This window comes from Sphingomonas sp. PP-CE-1A-559, from assembly GCF_004340965.1.
GTDB lineage: Bacteria > Pseudomonadota > Alphaproteobacteria > Sphingomonadales > Sphingomonadaceae > Sphingomonas.
The window spans coordinates 344,178-358,725 of sequence record NZ_SLYA01000002.1; the positions used below are offsets into that span (position 1 = coordinate 344,178).

Sequence of the window (14,548 nt, forward strand, 5' to 3'; positions counted from 1 at the left end):
AAGCTATGATCCTCCCCCGCAAGGGGGAGGTGGCGCCGAAGGCGACGGAGGGGGAGGATGCGCGACAGGCGTTGCTTTTGCCGCCCCCTCCGTCAGGCAAGTGCCTGCCACCTCCCCCTGGCGGGGGAGGATTGTAAGCCGAGCGACATGCCGGGATCTCAACCCCAAGGCTTCTCGCGAAACCATTTGGTGATCACATACTTGACCCCCGCGCGCACCTTCATCCCGTGATGCAGCGTCGCCGGGTTCATGCTCCCATCCGCCCGCCGGTTGTTCCACGCCAGCAGCTTGCCCGTTTCCGGCTGCACGATCTTGTCGATCGCCTTGAACCGCGTCGCGCCGCCGGCATCGGGCTGGTTAAGGTAGATCATGACGGTCCACGTCCGATTGCCCGCGACCCCGCAATAACGCTGATAATCAACGCCGTTCGGCTCGAAATAATCGGTGTGTCCCTTGAACTCCTGCCCGACCGCATAGCGCTGTCCCTGGAGCGGTTCGCCGTATACCGGGTCCAGTCCGGTCAGTGCCGCGATCCGGCGCTCCACCTCGATCGCGACCGGATCGAGCGGCGACAGATCGCCCGTCTCGCTCGTCCGATAGTGCGCATCGTCGTTCGAATCGGAGATCGTCGATGGCCGCCGCACCGCGTCGATACGCTCGATCAACGTCGCGCACAGGTCCGGCGGCAGGAAGTCGCGCCGCACGAACAGGTCGAGCTTCGGGCTAGGTACGCGCTGCACGCCGGGCACGGAGAGCCGCGCGATGATCGCTTCGGGAGGCAGGCCGGAGCCGCTGGACGGGACAGGATCGGACATGAGCGTCTTCTGCCCATCGCCGACGCGAAGCGCTACCCCATCAGAATCGAAGCAACCAACGCGCAAGCCATTGACGCGGAATTGTAACATGGCATGCCTACGCGACGAAGAGAGCGGGAAATTGGGGTGGGTCGCGGATGCGATTGAAGCTGGACGCGTGGGCGCGCCGTATCTTGCGGCGTATGCCGGTCGTGAATGTCTATAGTGTCGTCGAACTCGCGCTGCTGGCCGGGCTGGCGGTGCAGTGCGCGCGGCTGGCGTGGACGATCGTGACACCGATCACGCCGCTCGGCGACTGGCGTCCAGCCGCGCCGGTGGTGGTGGGCTCGCCCGCCGACATCCTGCGCGGTTTCGATCCGTTTCTCCGCCTCGGTGGCGCGGCTGGCGCTCCCGCCAACGTCACGTCGCTCCAGTTGACCCTGTTCGGCACGCGGATGGATGAAGCGATGGGCCGCAGCTCCGCGATCATCGCCGGTCCCGACGGCGTCCAGCAGAGCGTCGCGGTCGGCGACGAGATCCAGCCCGGCGTGCGTCTCAAGGCGGTCGCGTTCGATCACGTCACGATCGACCGCGGCGGCGCCGACGAGGACCTGTTCCTCGACCAATCGGGCGCCGTCACGCCGGTCGTCCCAGGCGCGGCGCCGGCGGGCGCCCCCGGTGCCGTTGCCCCCGTCGTCGGCATCCCCGTCGCGCAGTTGCGCAGCGAGATCGGCTTCATCCCCCGCATCGACGGCGGCCGCATCAGCGGGCTCACCGTCCGGTCGCAAGGCTCGGGTAACGCGTTCCGCTCCGCAGGGCTCAAGGACGGCGACGTCGTCACCTCGATCGGCGGGCGTCCCGTTTCCGGTCCCGGCGATCTCGACCGCATCGCCAAGGATTTCGCGGGCGGCGGCAACGTCCCCATCACCGTAGAACGCGGCCAGGATACCCTGCCGCTCGCCATCACGATCGCGCCCCCCCAATGAAAAAACTGTTTCTCGGCCCCGTCGTGGCTCTCGCACTGGCGGCCGGCGTTCATGCCCAGACCACGCTCAACGTCCGCGACGCCGACATCCGCGCGTTCATCGCCGATGCCGCCAAGGTCACCGGGCGCACGTTCATCATCGACAACCGCGTCGCCGGCAAGGTGACGGTCGTCACCGATCGCCCGCTGTCGCGCTCCGAATATTTCGAGATATTCCTTTCGACGCTGCGCGCCAACGGCCTCGTCGCGGTGCCGACCTCGGGCGGTGCGTTCCGCGTCCAGCCGCTCGACAACGCCGCTTCGCAGCCGAGCCGGATCGGCGTCGCGGGTGCCGCGCGCAACAGCTACGTCACCGAGATCATCCGCCTGCGCGCGATCGACGCGCAGTCCGCGGTCGAGACGGTTCGCCCGTTGGTCAGCGCGCAGGGCTCGGTCAGCGCGAACCGCGGCGGCAACAGCCTCGTCGTGGTCGATTTCGCCGACAACATCCGCCGCATCCGCGAAGTCCTTCGCCGGATCGACACCGACACCTCCTCCACCCGCGTCGTCGCGCTGAAGAACGCGAGCGCGAAGGAAATCGCCACCGCGCTCCAGGGCCTGATCGGCGCAGGCACCGGCGGTGGTCAAGGCGGGCAGGGCGGTGGCGCCGCCGCCGGCCCGAGCGCATCGGTCGTCGCGGTCGAAGGCTCGAACGCGGTCGCATTGCGCGGCGATCCGACCACCGTCGCCCGCCTCGCGCAGGTCGCCGCCGACCTCGACCAGAAGGCGCGGAATGGCACCGAGATCAAGGTGGTCTTCCTCGAGAACGCCGACGCCGAGCAATTGCTGCCGGTGCTCCAGGAACTCGTCGGCCAGACTCCGACGCAGCCCGTCCAGACGGCGTTGTCGCGCTCGAATTTCGGGTCGAGCAGCACTAACGGCGCGTCCGGTGGACAGTCGAACTTCTCGCAACCCCAGATCCCGCAGTCGGGACCGTCGCCGAGCGGCGGCAGCGGTGGATCGGGTCAGGCCGCGATCACGTCTGCTGGCAGGTCGGCCGTGGTCGTCACGCGCTTCGCCGGCGCCAACGCGATCGTCATCGCCGCACCCGCCGAGATCCAGCGTCAGCTGAACGAGGTCGTCCGCCAGCTCGACACGCGCCGCGAACAGGTGCTGGTCGAGGCGATCGTCGCCGAAGTCTCCGATTCGACCGCACGCACGCTCGGCGCACAGTTCATCGTCGGCGATCCGAGCGGTGGCGCGTTCGGCGCGTCGACCTTCTCGAACTCCGCGCCCAACATCCTGCAGATTGCTGGCGCGATCGGCGCGCGCTCGATCGGCGGCAACGGCACGACGGTCGTCGCGCCCGACGGCACGCGCACCGAAACGAACACCCCCAATGCCGCGGCGGACGCGCTGCAGCAGTCGGCAATCGCGTCGATCCTGGCGGCTACCGGCGGCTTTGGCGGGTTCGGCGGCAAGATCGGCAGCACGTTCTTCGGCGCGATCATCAATGCGGTAAAGAGCGACACGACCTCGAACCTGCTCCAGGTCCCGCACCTCGTCACGCTCGACAACCAGGAGGCGCACAGCCTCGTCGGGCAGGAGATTCCGATCACCACGGGACAGGCGCTGTCGACGAATTTCGATAACGCCTTCCGCACCACGCAGCGCCAGAATGTCGGCATCGAGCTGACCGTGCGGCCGCAGGTGAACTCGTCGGGCACGGTAAAGCTCAATCTCCGCCTCGAAGTCAGCTCGATCGCGGGGCCGGTGTCGAGCGACAACAGCGACCTGATCCTCAACAAGCGCGAGGTCGAGACCGTCCGCACCGTCGACGACGGCCAGATCGCGGTGATCAGCGGTCTGCTCGACGATAACGAGCGCCGCACGATCGAGAAGATTCCGCTGCTCGGCGACATCCCCGTGCTCGGCCATTTGTTCACGTCGAAGGCGAAACAGCGGTCGAAGACCAACCTGATGATCTTCATCCGCCCGACGATCCTGCGCACTGCCGAGGACAGCCGCAAGCTGACCGAGCAACGCTACGGATACGTCCGCCTGCAGCAGGGCTTGCAGGAGCCGGGCGCCGAGCCATCGATCGATCAGCTCGTCCGCGATTACATGGGCGCCGCCCCGCCGATCCCGAGCGCACCGATCCCCGGCAGCATCGAAGACCCGCGTATCGCCGTCCCGGTACGCACCTCGACGATGGTCGTGCGGCCCAAGAAATGATCATCCGCGAAGGCCACGAGATCGACGCTGCTACTCCCCTCCCGCTTGCGGGAGGGGTCGGGGGAGGGCCTGCCTCGATCACGGACGATGTGATCGAGGGGTATGTCATTCCCTCCCCCAACCCCTCCCGCGAGCGGGAGGGGAGCAGTGATCTCCCCCAGATCACCATCCCCTACGCCTTCGCCCGAAAATTCGGCGTCGTCGTCGATCACACCGACACGGACTCGCACCTCACCATCGCCATGCGCGCCGGTGCAGACCCGAAAGTCCTGCTAGAACTCCGCCGCTACCTCGCCCGCCCGTTCGACGTCACCTTCGTCGAACAGGTCGCGTTCGACCGCCTGCTGTCGAACGTCTACGCGATGGACGGCCAGGCCAACGCGCTCGCCGCGGTCGGGATGGGCGACGAGCTCGACCTGCTCGCGGGCGACATGCCGACCGCGGAAGACCTGCTCGACACCGCCGACGACGCGCCAGCGATCCGCCTCATCAACGGCATCATCGCCGACGCCGCGCGCAACGGCGTGTCGGATATCCATATCGAGCCGTATGAGTCCGGCCTCGTCGTCCGCATGCGCATCGACGGCGTACTCCGCGAAACGCTGCGCATGCCGCCCAACGTCGCCCCGGTGGTGGTCAGCCGTATCAAGGTCATGGCGCGCCTCGACATCGCCGAGCGCCGCGTCCCGCAGGACGGCCGCATGGGGCTGACGCTGGGCGGCAAGCTGCTCGACGTCCGCGTCTCGACACTGCCGAGCCGCGCAGGCGAACGCGTGGTGCTGCGTATCCTCGACAAGGAAAACGCCGGCATCGATCTGGAGGCACTCGGCCTGCCGCCTGCGCTGTTCGCGCTGCTCAACGAAGCGCTGAGCGAACCCAACGGCATCATCCTCGTCACCGGCCCGACGGGTTCGGGCAAGACCACCTCGCTCTACGCGGCGCTCCGCCTGCTCAACGACGGCAGCCGCAACATCCTCACCGTCGAGGACCCGGTCGAGTACGCGGTCGACGGCGTCGGCCAGACCCAGGTCAACCCGAAGGTCGGCCTGACCTTCGCGGCGGGCCTGCGCGCGATCCTCCGCCAGGATCCCGACGTTGTGATGGTCGGCGAAATCCGCGACCGCGAGACCGCCGAGATCGCCGTACAGGCATCGCTGACGGGCCACCTAGTGCTGTCGACGGTCCACACTAACGACGCGATCGGCGCGATCACCCGCATGCGCGACATGAAGGTCGAAAGCTTCCTGCTCGCCTCGACGCTGCGTGCGGTGATCGCGCAACGGCTCGTTCGCCGGCTCTGCCCGACGTGCCGCAAGGCCGTCCCCGCGTCGGACACGGTCGCGCCGCTGCTCGGCATCGCCTCGAACGCGACCGTCTACGTCGCGCAAGGCTGCGAAGACTGCAACCAGACCGGCTACAAGGGCCGCATCGGCGTGTTCGAAGCGGTCCGCATCGACGACACGATCCGCCGCCTGATCAACACCGACGGCCACGAATCGGAGATAACCGCGCACGCATTCGCCAAGTCGCCGAACCTGGCGCAGTCGGCCCGTGATCTGGTTCTTTCCGGCCAGACCACCGCCGAAGAAGCCGTCCGAGTATCCCGCCGCGACACCACGGAAGTCGTCGAGGATTCAGTAGTTGCGTAGCGCGCGGCAATTCCTCCCCGGAACGGGGAGGGGGACCAGCGAAGCTGGTGGAGGGGGCTCACCACGCTCGCACCACCGGCCGTACGCCGCCAGCAGCGCAACGCAACGTTCGCGGCACGCCCCCTCCACCACCGCTTCGCGGCGGTCCCCCTCCCCTTGCAGGGGAGGATGATGGCGGACTTCGACTACATCGCGATCGACACCAAAGGCGCCGAACGCCGCGGCCACGTCGCCGCGTCCGACATCGACGTCGCACGAGCGACCCTCGACGCACGCAAATTCTACGTCGTCAAAATCACCCCCGGCTCACCGCCACAGGCAACCAAAGGCCGCCCGCTGTTCGGCCTCCAGCTCGGCACGCCGAAGATGTCGGGCAAGAACCTCACGCTCTTCACCCGCCAGCTCGCTACGTTGAACCGCGTCTCGCCGCTCGAAGAATCCCTCCGCACGATCACCCGCCAGACCGAACAGGACAGCGTCCGCACGATCGTCCAGCACGTCCACGCCGGCGTCGTTGAAGGCCGTCGCCTCGCCGACGCAATGGCGCGCGAACCGAAAAGCTTCCCACCGCTCTACCGCGCGATGGTCTCCGCCGGCGAAAGCTCGGGTTCGCTCCCGACCATCCTCGACCGCCTCGCCGCGCTGCTCGAACGCCAGGCCGAAATCCGCGGCAAGCTCATCACCGCGCTCGCCTATCCCTCGATCCTCGCTCTCGTCGCGTTCGGCGTCGTCACCGCACTGATGATGTTCGTCGTGCCGCAGGTGGTCGAGCAGTTCGACACGGTGGGCCAGCAACTGCCGCTGTTGACGCGGATGGTGATGGCGTTCTCGGCGTTCCTCGTCGGATACTGGTGGGTGATGCTGCTGATCGTCGTCGGCGGCGGCCTGGCCGGGTGGCGCGCGCTCAAGGATCCGACGCTCAGGCTCGCGTTCGACGGCTGGCTGCTCCGCATCCCGCTGCTCGGCCGCCTGATCCGAGACCTTCACGCGGCCCGCATGGCGCGCACGCTCGGCACGATGGTCGCGAGCCGGCTGCCGCTGCTCGACGGCCTCAACCTCACCGCCAGCACGATCCACAACCGCCGCCTCCGCTTGGCCTCGGACCAGATCGTCGACGCGATCCGCGGCGGTGGTTCGCTCTCCGCCGCGATGCGCCGCGCAGGCGTCTTTCCCCCGCTGCTGACCTATCTCGCGGCATCTGGTGAGGCGGCAGGCCGTCTCGACGAGATGCTCGAACGCGCCGCCGACTATCTCGAACGCGAGTTCGACCGTTTCACCGCCACCGCACTCTCGCTGCTCGAACCGCTGATCATCGTCGTGATGGGCGGCATCGTCGCGACGATCGTGCTATCCATCCTGCTCCCGATCCTCCAGCTCAACACGCTGGCCGGACAATGAGGTTGTTCATGCGTCCCGAAGATAAAAAGAAGCGCCGCGAGGCCGGCTTTACCCTCGTCGAGCTGATGGTGGTCATCGTCATCATCGGCCTGCTCGCCACGATCGTCGCGCTCAACGTGCTGCCCTCGGGCGACACCGCGCGGATCCAGAAGGCGAAGGCCGACATCGCGCAGATCGAGGGCGGGCTGGAACTCTACAAGCTCCAGAACATGACCTTCCCCAACACCACGCAGGGGCTGAACGCGCTCGTATCGGCACCCGCCGGGCTCGCCGATCCATCGCGCTATCAGCGTGGCGGGTATCTGAAGAAGCTGCCGAATGATCCCTGGGGGCGCCCGTATCTCTATGCTTCGCCCGGCGCGCATGGCGAGGCCGACGTCTGGACCTTCGGGGCGGACGGCAAGGAAGGCGGCGAGGGTATCGATGCCGATATCGGCAGCTGGCAATAAGCGCGAGGCTGGCTTTACGCTGGTCGAGCTGATGGTCGTCGTTACGATCATCGGTCTCGCATCCGCCGTCGCCGTGCTCGTGATGCCGGACCCGCGCGGCCGCGTACTCGACGAGGCGACGCGCTTCGCCCTGCGCACCCGCGCGGCGCACGATTCGGCGATCGTTGAGGCACGCCCGGTGAGCGTCTGGATCAGCAGCGGCGGCTACGGCTTCGACCGTCGGCTCGCTGGCGGCTGGACGCCGATCGCGGAAAAACCGATGCGCGTCGAACGCTGGAACGACGGCACCAGGGCCAGCATCGGCGACACCACCGGCCGGATGCGCGTGACGTTCGACCCGACCGGCCTCGTCGACCGCCCCGCGGAGATCCGCCTCGACCGCGGCGGCGTCGCGGCGACCGTCCACATCGACGCCGACGGCAGCGTAAGAGCCGATGCAGGCTGAGCGCGGCTTCACCCTTCGTCGACGTTACGCCGAACACGGCTTCACGTTGATCGAAATCATGGTCGCGCTGGCAGTCTTCAGCCTCGCGGCGATGGCACTCGTGCGTCTTGAAAGCGCGACGATCCGCGGCGCCTCGATCCTCGACGAAACGCTCGTGGCCCAGATGGTCGCGCGCAACGTCGCGATCGACGCGGTTACCAGCGCGCAGCCACCGACCGCAGGCCGCGTCACCGGCGTCGAGACGAACGGCGGCCAGCCCTGGACGTGGACGCGGCAAGTCAGCGCACTCGGCGGATCGAGCGTGCTGCGGATCGACGTGGCGGTCGCCGACCGGAACGGCACGCAACTCGGCCGCCTGACGATGGTCCGACCAGCACCGCGGATGGTGATGTGACGCCTCCGAAAACCGAGGCCGGTTTCACGCTGATCGAAGTCATGGTGTCGCTCATGATCTTCGGCATGATCGCTGCGGCGGGCGTTGCCATCCTGTCGTTCAGCGTGAAGGCGCAGAGCGCGACCGGCGCCAAGCTCGACGACATCAGCGCGCTCACCCGGACGATGTCGATCCTGTCCGCCGATCTCGCCCAGGCATCGAACCGCGCCACCCGCGACGAGGCCGGCACCAGCGTCCCCGCGTTTATCGGCGAAAGCGGATCGGGCGTCACGCCGATGCTGCGTTTGGTCCGCGCCGGCTGGAGCAATATCGACGGTGCGGCGCGCTCCAGCATGCAGAAGGTCGCCTACCGCGTCGATGGCGGCGTGTTCCAGCGGATCGCCTATCCGATGGTTGACGGTGCGCAGCCCCTGCCGCCCGCCGCGTTGCTCACCAAAGTTCGTCAGGTCGCACTCCGCTATCGTATCGCCGGTGCGTGGAGCGATCACTGGGATGGTGCGAGCGGCAGGCCGTTGCCCGACGCGATGGAACTCACCGTCCAGCGCGACGACGGTACGCAGTTCCGCCAGATGTTCCTTGTCGGCACCAGCTACGTCCCCGCGCCGTCCGATGGAACGGGTCCCGCCGCCACGCCATCTGCGGGTACACCTCCGGGACAGGAGACGCCCGGTGCACGCACCTGATCGCGGCCTTGAGCGTGGGCGGGAACGGGGTGCGGCGCTGCTCACCGTGCTGATGCTCGTCGCGATCATCGCAGTGATGGCCGGCGCGGCCTTGGAAAAACTGCGGCTGTCGACCCGGCTCGCGAGCAATGCCGTGACCGGCGAGCAGGCGCGCGCCTATGCGCTCGCGGCGGAGACGATGGCGCTGACCCGCGTCTCGAACCTGCTCGCGCCAAAGCCTACGCGAGTCACGCTGGCCGGCGGCTGGAGCAACACCCCGTTCGGCCTCCCGGTCCCCGGAGGCTTCGCAACCGCGCGCGTCCGCGACGGCGCGAACTGCTTCAACCTGAACTCTCTCGTCGGCATGACGACCCCGGGCGTGTACGTCGCGCGCGGCGAAGTCCGGCCGCAGTTCATCCGCCTGATGCGGCTGCTCGACGTGCCGGTGCAGGTCGCGGAACAGGTCGCGGCGGGCACGACCGATTGGATCGACAGCGATCAGGACCAGTCACCGATGGGGGCCGAGGACGGCGCATATCTCGGCCGCGTGCCGTCGTACCGCACCGCCGGCACGCTGATGAGCGACCCCAGCGAACTGCGCGCGATCGCCGGGATGACGCCCGAGATCTATACGAAGATCCGCCCGTGGATCTGCACGCTGCCCTTTGCCAAGCCCTCGCCGATCAACGTCAACACGCTGCTGCCCGAACAAAGCGTGCTGTTGGCGATGATGTATCCCGATACGCTGTCGGTCGGTGCCGCCCAGCAACTGCTGCTTCGGCGACCGGTGCAGGGCTATGCGACCTTCGACGAAATGCAGAAGGGCGCCTCGCTGCTCGGCGCCGCCAATATCGCGCCCGGCGCGGACGCGCAGGTGCTGTCGAAATGGTTCATGCTCGATATCGACGTGACGCTCGGCACGACACAAATGCAGGAACGTGCGCTGATCGACGCGAACCGGCTTCCCGCGCAGCTCGTATCGCGGCAATGGGGCGAGCCATCATGACGACTTTGCTGTTTCTTCCCGCCGGCGAGACCGGATATCGATGGATGCGCGTCGCGGACGCGCGCGTGGTCGGGGAGGGGGAGGGTATCCCCGATGCGATCGACGACGAGACGATCGCGGTCGCGCCCGCCGACGCCGTGACGCTGCACTGGGCGGAACTGCCGTCGCGGTCCGCGGCGCAGGCGACAGCGGCCGCGCGTATCTTGGCGAGCGAAGCAAGCGCGTCGCCGCTCGCCGAACTCCATGTCGCAGTCGGGGACGAAGGCGCGACCGACCGGCCGATCGGAGTCGTCGGTGCCGCGACGATGCGCGACTGGCTGCTGATGCTGGCGGAGGCAGGCGTCGACCCGGTCGCCGTCATTCCCGCACCAATGCTCCTTCCGCGACCCGAAGAGGGGTACGCGCGGGCGGAACTCGCTGGCAGCGGCGTCGTGCGTGGCACCTCCAGCGGGTTTGCCGATGAAGCCCGGCTGACGGAGTTGGTGACCGGCGGCACCGCGCCCGCGACGATTGGCCGCGATACGCTGGAGGCAGCGATCGTTGCCGCCGTCGCGTCGCCCCCGCTGGATCTTCGGCAGGGGCCGTTTGCGCGGCGGCGACGGTTCGCGATCGACTGGGGGCTGATCCGCCGGCTGGCGCTGTTGTCGCTGACGATCCTCGCCGTGACGCTGGCGATCTCGCTCGTCCGTATCGCGAAATACAGCTTCGGCGCGGATGCGTTGGAGGCGGAGGCCAACACCGTGGCGGTCACCGGCTTGCCGCGCGGCGAGACGGTGGTGGACGCGAGCCGTCAGCTCGAGGAGCGCCTGTCGCGCGTCCGGGGACCCGGGCTGGGCTTCACCAGCACGACCGCGGCGGTCTTCGCGGCGGTGCGTGCGACGCCGGGCACCGAAGTCACCGCGCTCGATTTTCAGGCGAACGGCGACCTGCGCTTGTCGGTGGCCGTCGAACGCGAAGCCTTGGCGACCGACCTGAAGCGCGCGCTCGAAGCCGCCGGCTTCTCGGTCCGCGCGGGCGTGTTCCAGGCGGCAGCCGGCCGCGTGACGGGCGAACTCACGATCAGCCCGGAGAGCGGACGATGACCGGATTGAAAACCTGGTTCGAAGGTCGTTCGCTCAGGGAGCGGCGGCTGCTGCTCGTGATGGCGGGGCTCGCGGTCCTCACGCTGCTGTGGGCGCTGATCATCCGCCCGGTCGGCGACGGCCTATCGAGCGCGCGCGAACGTCATGCCGACGCCGTCACCCGGCTCGGCGAAACACGCGCGCAAGTCGCGACGTTGCGCGATATCCAGCGGACCCGCGCCACTCCGCTGACCGGTACGCTCGCCGATGTGGTGCGCGCCGAGGCGGATCAGGCGGGTTTCGCGCTCGCCTCGCTCGATCAGGACGGCGCGAGCCGGGTACGGGTCGGCATCCAGTCGGCACGTCCCGCGGCGCTGGTCGCGTGGCTGGCGCGGCTCGAACGGCTTGGCATCCTCGTCGATTCGGTGGCGATGACCGACAAGGGCGACAAGACCATCGGCGTCGCGCTCACGTTGAAGGCACGCGCGGCATGAGGCGGATTCGTTTGCGTACCGGCCCCGCCGCGCTGTTCGGTGGCATGCTGCTGATCGCGCTGATCGTCTTCCTGCCGATGCGCGCGGTGCTCGGCTGGGTCGGCGTCGGCGACGAGGGGCTGGTCGCGCGGCGCGTGTCGGGGACGATCTGGGGCGCGACGCTGACCGAGGCGCGGTTCGGCGATCTCGCGCTCGGCGATCTGCACGCGCGGCTGTCGCCGCTGCCGCTGCTGGTCGGCCGCGCGACGATCGTCTTCGCCGGTCCCGAATCGGTGTCGGCCAAGCCGTTGCGCGGGTCGGCGAGCGTCAGTCGCCACGGCTTTGGCGTCGACCACATGACCGCCACGGTCGCTACCGGCCGGCTGTTCGCGCCGGTGCCCGTCTCCGCGCTCGACCTCGACGACGTGTCGGTCCGCTTTCGCGATGGCCAGTGTGAAGCCGCCAAGGGCCGCGTCCGTGCAACGCTGGCGGGTGACGTCGGCGGGATCACCTTGCCGCAGTCGGTAAGCGGCACCGCGCGCTGCGACGGTACGGCCTTGCTGCTGCCGCTGGCGAGCCAGTCCGGGACCGAAAGCATCGCGCTCCGGATCGAGGGGGCAGGGACCTACCGCGCCGAGTTGTCGCTGCGTCCGTCCGATCCGCTGGCGGTTCAGAAGCTCGAGCAGGCGGGCTTCGTGAGCGGCCCGAACGGGTACAAGCTCGCCATCGAAGGACGTTTTTGACGTCTTTTTGACAAGTCGACGGTTGACGCCGCCCGGCGACCCCCGCTAGGGGGCGATGCCTACGCGGCGGTCGTAGTTCAATTGGTTAGAGCGTCGGCTTGTGATGCCGGATGTTGCGGGTTCAAGTCCCGTCGGTCGCCCCATTTTCCCATTATTTTTCCGAGCCTCCCCAACGTGAGCGCTTTGGGCTGGTAAAACCGGCTGGAAAATAATATTTCGTCTCCCGGTAATTTTATTCTCCTCAGGAGCCGGCGATGACAGCGGTTTGGGACCTTCCCGATTTTGACGACCACGAGGGCGTTCATGCCTTCACCGATCCCGAATCGGGCCTGCACGCGGTGATCGCGGTGCACTCGACCAAGCTCGGGCCGGCGGCTGGCGGCGCACGCTTCTGGCATTATGCGGACAACGGCCGCGCGGTGACCGACGCGTTGCGTCTGTCGCGCGGCATGAGCTTCAAGAACGCGATGGCGGGCCTGGAGCTGGGCGGCGGCAAGGGCGTGGTCCTCGCGGCCAAGCCGGGCGACGTCATCACGACCGCCCAGCTCGAGGCGTTCGGTCGTGCGGTCGACTCGCTCGGCGGGCGCTACGTGACGGCCGAGGACGTCGGCATGTCCGAAGACCGCATGAAGGTGATCGCCAGCCAGACGCGCTACGTTTCCGGCCTGCCGGTCGCGAGCGGCGCAGCGGGGGGCGATCCCGGACCATACACCGCGCTCGGCATCTATCTTGGCGTGAAGGCGGCGGCGCAGCGCGGCCTCGGCGCGACCGACATGAAGGGCGTGCGTGTCGCGATCCAGGGAGTCGGTTCGGTCGGCGGCGGCCTTGCGCGGTTGCTGGCCAAGGACGGCGCGGTGCTGACGCTGGCGGACGTCGACGAGGGCCGGGCGCAGAAGCTGGCGGCTGAGCTCGGCGCGACCGCGGTGGCGGCCGAGGCGATCCTGACGACCGAGGCGGACATCTTCAGTCCGAACGCGCTCGGCGCGATCCTGACCGAAATGTCGATCGCCGCGCTGAAGGCGAAGGTCGTCGCGGGCGGTGCGAACAACCAGCTGAGCGTCCGCGAGGACGGCGCGCGGCTGCATGCTCGCGGTATCCTGTATGCGCCGGACTATGTCATCAACGCAGGCGGGATCATCAACGTCGGCCTGGAGTATCTGGGTCACGGCGACGAGGCCGAGGTGAAGGCACGGATCGCGCGCATCCCCGAGCGCCTGATCGAAGTGTGGAACGAGAGCGACCGCACCGGCCAGCCCGCGTCGGACGTTTCGGACTCGATCGCAAAGCGCCTGATCGGTCGGTAACGGTCCTTCTCCCCTCCGGGGAGAAGGTGGCACGCAGTGCCGGATGAGGGGCAGTGGGGGTAAACGACCCGAGCCTCACTCCCCTCACCCTCCCACCCGCAAGCGCGGCGGGCCCCTCCCTCTCCCCGGCGGGAGAGGGGCTTTAAGTCCGCGATGACTTGCCATAATGGCTATCCCCAGTGGCCACCCTACACGCCTTCGCAAACCCCGCGCGCTTCCTGAAGATCGCCAAGCCGTTGACGCCAGCGCTATTCTGGGCGGGCGTCGCGCTGATCGTGCTGGGTTGCTGGGCAGGTCTGACGCAGACCCCACCGGATTACCTCCAGGGCGAGACCGTCCGCATCCTCTACATCCACGTCCCCGCCGCCTGGCTCGGCATGGGCGGGTGGAGCGGGATCGCGATCTCCAGCATCGCGTTTCTCGTCTGGCGTCATCCGCTCGCCAGCGTCGCCGCGCGCGCGATCGCACTGCCCGGCGCGGTGTTCGCGGCGCTATGTCTCATGACCGGCTCGATCTGGGGACGCCCGACCTGGGGGACTTGGTGGCAATGGGACGGCCGGCTGACCTCGATGCTGCTGCTGTTCTTCGTCTATCTCGGCTACATGGCGCTCGCGAAGGCCGATGCGGATCGGGGCGGCGACGGGCGCGTGCCTGCGCTCTACGGGATCGCCGGATCGGTGCTGCTGCCGATCATCCGCTATTCGGTGGTGTGGTGGAACACGCTGCACCAGGGGCCGAGCATCGGTCTCACGCAATCGACCATCGACGGCTCGATCCTCTGGCCGCTGCCGATCATGCTGGCCGGCTTTACCTTCGTATTCGCGGGGATAGTCCTGATGCGGATGCGGACGATGCTGGCCGTCGCGAAAGCCGAAGCTCGGATGCGCAGAATGGCGAGAGCATGAACCCCTGGCCGTTCGTGACCGCCGCATATGTCGTGACACTGGGTGGCGGCGCGATCATCGCGTTGC

15 protein-coding genes and 1 tRNA gene are annotated in these 14,548 nt (G+C 68.1%); 15 read left to right on the forward strand and 1 reads right to left on the reverse strand.

The genetic code is table 11. The features are described from left to right. Nucleotides 1–158: 158 nt before the first annotated feature. Nucleotides 159–815, reverse strand: coding sequence for a 2OG-Fe(II) oxygenase (locus C8J42_RS07020; RefSeq protein WP_133019446.1), 657 nt, complete (start codon nucleotides 813–815; stop codon nucleotides 159–161). A 182-nt stretch (nucleotides 816–997) separates the two neighbouring features. On the opposite strand from C8J42_RS07020, the gene C8J42_RS07025 reads away from it, so the two are divergent. The 15 genes from C8J42_RS07025 (at nucleotide 998) to ccmC (ending at nucleotide 14,482) form a co-directional block, all read left to right on the forward strand. Then, nucleotides 998–1,780: a type II secretion system protein N gene (locus tag C8J42_RS07025; RefSeq protein ID WP_347812409.1), complete on the forward strand. Its 783-nt coding sequence runs from the start codon at nucleotides 998–1,000 to the stop codon at nucleotides 1,778–1,780. Beyond that, nucleotides 1,777–3,993 carry a type II secretion system secretin GspD gene (gene gspD / locus C8J42_RS07030; RefSeq protein WP_133019448.1) on the forward strand — a complete coding sequence of 739 codons (2,217 nt, stop codon included), beginning with the start codon at nucleotides 1,777–1,779 and terminating at the stop codon, nucleotides 3,991–3,993. The genes C8J42_RS07025 and gspD overlap by 4 nt, the downstream gene beginning before the upstream one ends. Next, a complete protein-coding gene (locus C8J42_RS07035) occupies nucleotides 3,990–5,642 on the forward strand; it encodes an ATPase, T2SS/T4P/T4SS family (protein WP_133019449.1) in 1,653 nt (550 codons plus the stop codon). The genes gspD and C8J42_RS07035 overlap by 4 nt, the downstream gene beginning before the upstream one ends. A 171-nt stretch (nucleotides 5,643–5,813) precedes the next feature. Further along, nucleotides 5,814–7,040: a type II secretion system inner membrane protein GspF gene (gene gspF, locus C8J42_RS07040; RefSeq protein ID WP_133019450.1), complete on the forward strand. Its 1,227-nt coding sequence runs from the start codon at nucleotides 5,814–5,816 to the stop codon at nucleotides 7,038–7,040. 8 nt (nucleotides 7,041–7,048) lie between these two features. Beyond that, nucleotides 7,049–7,489 carry a type II secretion system major pseudopilin GspG gene (gene gspG / locus C8J42_RS07045; protein WP_082444053.1) on the forward strand — a complete coding sequence of 147 codons (441 nt, stop codon included), beginning with the start codon at nucleotides 7,049–7,051 and terminating at the stop codon, nucleotides 7,487–7,489. Continuing rightward, nucleotides 7,464–7,934 carry a GspH/FimT family pseudopilin gene (locus tag C8J42_RS07050; RefSeq protein ID WP_133019451.1) on the forward strand — a complete coding sequence of 157 codons (471 nt, stop codon included), beginning with the start codon at nucleotides 7,464–7,466 and terminating at the stop codon, nucleotides 7,932–7,934. The genes gspG and C8J42_RS07050 overlap by 26 nt, the downstream gene beginning before the upstream one ends. Next, nucleotides 7,924–8,328 carry a type II secretion system minor pseudopilin GspI gene (gene gspI, locus C8J42_RS07055; protein ID WP_133019452.1) on the forward strand — a complete coding sequence of 135 codons (405 nt, stop codon included), beginning with the start codon at nucleotides 7,924–7,926 and terminating at the stop codon, nucleotides 8,326–8,328. The genes C8J42_RS07050 and gspI overlap by 11 nt, the downstream gene beginning before the upstream one ends. Then, a complete protein-coding gene (gspJ, locus tag C8J42_RS07060; RefSeq protein ID WP_243644162.1) occupies nucleotides 8,325–9,011 on the forward strand; it encodes a type II secretion system minor pseudopilin GspJ in 687 nt (228 codons plus the stop codon). The genes gspI and gspJ overlap by 4 nt, the downstream gene beginning before the upstream one ends. Further along, a complete protein-coding gene (gene gspK / locus C8J42_RS07065; RefSeq protein ID WP_243644164.1) occupies nucleotides 8,998–9,996 on the forward strand; it encodes a type II secretion system minor pseudopilin GspK in 999 nt (332 codons plus the stop codon). Before gspJ ends, gspK begins: the two co-directional genes overlap by 14 nt. After that, nucleotides 9,993–11,078, forward strand: coding sequence for a type II secretion system protein GspL (gspL, locus tag C8J42_RS07070; RefSeq protein ID WP_133019455.1), 1,086 nt, complete (start codon nucleotides 9,993–9,995; stop codon nucleotides 11,076–11,078). The genes gspK and gspL overlap by 4 nt, the downstream gene beginning before the upstream one ends. Further along, complete coding sequence (gene gspM / locus C8J42_RS07075) at nucleotides 11,075–11,551, forward strand: type II secretion system protein GspM (RefSeq protein ID WP_133019456.1); 477 nt, start codon at nucleotides 11,075–11,077, stop codon at nucleotides 11,549–11,551. Before gspL ends, gspM begins: the two co-directional genes overlap by 4 nt. Then, nucleotides 11,548–12,273 carry a type II secretion system protein N gene (gspN, locus tag C8J42_RS07080; protein ID WP_133019457.1) on the forward strand — a complete coding sequence of 242 codons (726 nt, stop codon included), beginning with the start codon at nucleotides 11,548–11,550 and terminating at the stop codon, nucleotides 12,271–12,273. The genes gspM and gspN overlap by 4 nt, the downstream gene beginning before the upstream one ends. Before the next feature lie 66 nt (nucleotides 12,274–12,339). Next, nucleotides 12,340–12,416, forward strand: a tRNA-His gene (locus tag C8J42_RS07085). 111 nt (nucleotides 12,417–12,527) lie between these two features. Further along, a complete protein-coding gene (locus C8J42_RS07090; protein WP_121903357.1) occupies nucleotides 12,528–13,577 on the forward strand; it encodes a Glu/Leu/Phe/Val dehydrogenase dimerization domain-containing protein in 1,050 nt (349 codons plus the stop codon). A gap of 179 nt (nucleotides 13,578–13,756) precedes the next feature. After that, entirely contained in the window at nucleotides 13,757–14,482 is a 726-nt protein-coding gene (ccmC, locus tag C8J42_RS07095; protein ID WP_133019458.1) for a heme ABC transporter permease CcmC, read from the forward strand. Nucleotides 14,483–14,548 lie beyond the last annotated feature (66 nt).

Bases quoted from the DNA above. Each gene is read 5' to 3' on its own strand.
- gspD (WP_133019448.1), top strand. From the start codon at position 1,777: ATGAAAAAACTGTTTCTCGGCCCCGTCGTGGCTCTCGCACTGGCGGCC.
- C8J42_RS07035 (WP_133019449.1), top strand. From the start codon at position 3,990: ATGATCATCCGCGAAGGCCACGAGATCGACGCTGCTACTCCCCTCCCG.
- C8J42_RS07090 (WP_121903357.1), top strand. From the start codon at position 12,528: ATGACAGCGGTTTGGGACCTTCCCGATTTTGACGACCACGAGGGCGTT.
- gspL (WP_133019455.1), top strand. From the start codon at position 9,993: ATGACGACTTTGCTGTTTCTTCCCGCCGGCGAGACCGGATATCGATGG.
- gspI (WP_133019452.1), top strand. From the start codon at position 7,924: ATGCAGGCTGAGCGCGGCTTCACCCTTCGTCGACGTTACGCCGAACAC.
- C8J42_RS07050 (WP_133019451.1), top strand. From the start codon at position 7,464: ATGCCGATATCGGCAGCTGGCAATAAGCGCGAGGCTGGCTTTACGCTG.
- gspN (WP_133019457.1), top strand. From the start codon at position 11,548: ATGAGGCGGATTCGTTTGCGTACCGGCCCCGCCGCGCTGTTCGGTGGC.
- gspM (WP_133019456.1), top strand. From the start codon at position 11,075: ATGACCGGATTGAAAACCTGGTTCGAAGGTCGTTCGCTCAGGGAGCGG.
- C8J42_RS07025 (WP_347812409.1), top strand. From the start codon at position 998: ATGCCGGTCGTGAATGTCTATAGTGTCGTCGAACTCGCGCTGCTGGCC.
- C8J42_RS07020 (WP_133019446.1), bottom strand. From the start codon at position 815: ATGTCCGATCCTGTCCCGTCCAGCGGCTCCGGCCTGCCTCCCGAAGCG.
- gspF (WP_133019450.1), top strand. From the start codon at position 5,814: ATGGCGGACTTCGACTACATCGCGATCGACACCAAAGGCGCCGAACGC.
- gspG (WP_082444053.1), top strand. From the start codon at position 7,049: ATGCGTCCCGAAGATAAAAAGAAGCGCCGCGAGGCCGGCTTTACCCTC.